Annotated in this window: 1 protein-coding gene; it reads right to left on the minus strand. The window is 48.5% G+C overall.

Annotated features, from left to right (window positions below; genetic code table 11):
- A partial coding sequence (locus R7127_RS26395; RefSeq protein WP_318148704.1) for a TrkH family potassium uptake protein occupies positions 1–1,215 on the minus strand: 1,215 nt, incomplete at its 3' end.
- Positions 1,216–1,270: the final 55 nt, after the last annotated feature.

Here is a 1,270-nt window from a genome sequence, read left to right on the forward strand (position 1 = left end):
TGCAGTAAGCCCAACCGTTGCAAAAGCAGAAATCGTTTCGAACATCACTTTGTCAAAAGAAGCTTTCTCCGTCAGCATCAACAAAAACATCGCGGTGGTGAGAATTGCTCCGCTCACCACAATGATTGCCAGTGACTTCGTTACCGTTGGCCAGTTTACCGTTCTCTTAAACATCACCACGTGTTTCTTTTGACGCAAGAACGTCCACGTCGCCATAAACGCGACAGCAAAAGTAGACACCTTGATACCGCCACCCGTAGAGGTCGAACCCGCACCAATCAACATCAAAACGATCATGATGAGTAATGCCGGTTGCGTGAACTGCGTTAAATCAACACTGTTAAAACCCGCTGTCCGCGCACTGGCTGATTGGAAGAAAGCAGCCAACCATTGCCCGCCAGTAGTGAGTGACCCCATGGTGTTGGGGTTGTGACGTTCCAAAAGCCAAAACAGCACCGTTCCCACCAACAGCAGTAACGGCGTGGCAATCAGCATGATTTTGGTGTGAATATGTAAGAAGTGGAAACCTTTACGCCAATGTCGCCAAACGTCACCAATCACAGTAAAACCCAAGCCGCCAAAGATAAACAGACCAGCTAAGGTGAAACTCACTAACGGATCGTTGACAAAACTCATCATGCTGTCAGAGAAGAGAGCGAAGCCAGCATTGTTGAAAGCCGAAATAGAATGAAACAGCGCATAGAACATGCCCGTCTGCCAACCCATTTCTGGCACCCAACGATACGAGAGGAAGACAAAACCAATCGCCTCTGCCACCAGCGCAAATGTGACGATCTTTTTCACCAAACGACGCAAGTTGACTTGCCTTTCTTGGCCAAGTGCTTCTTTGGCTAACGCTTGCTGACGTAGACTCAAGCGCACCCCAAACATATAGAGCAGCACCGCAGATAAGGTCATTTGCCCTAAGCCGCCGATCTGCATCAAACACATCAGAAGAATTTTACCCGCGAGCGTAAAATGTTGGCCGGTATCGACCACACCCAACCCAGTCACACTGATGGCTGAAGTCGCGGTAAACAACGCGTCAGTAATAGACAGACCTGAAACCGAAAAAACCGGTAGCGTAAGCAGAACAGCAGAAGGCAACAACACTCCGAGAAAGCTCAGCAATATAATGCGCGGTTCGCCACCTTTCGCTTTATCTCGTTTGCCGTCTGGGACGTAAAAAACGCCTCTCTGATGAAATTGCGTCATAATGATTTCAGCTTGTTTGCCAACTTGTCTTGCGGGCCAACCACAATAATGAGTT

The organism is Vibrio sp. 1159 (assembly GCF_033340395.1).
In the GTDB taxonomy this organism is placed as follows: domain Bacteria; phylum Pseudomonadota; class Gammaproteobacteria; order Enterobacterales; family Vibrionaceae; genus Vibrio; species Vibrio alginolyticus.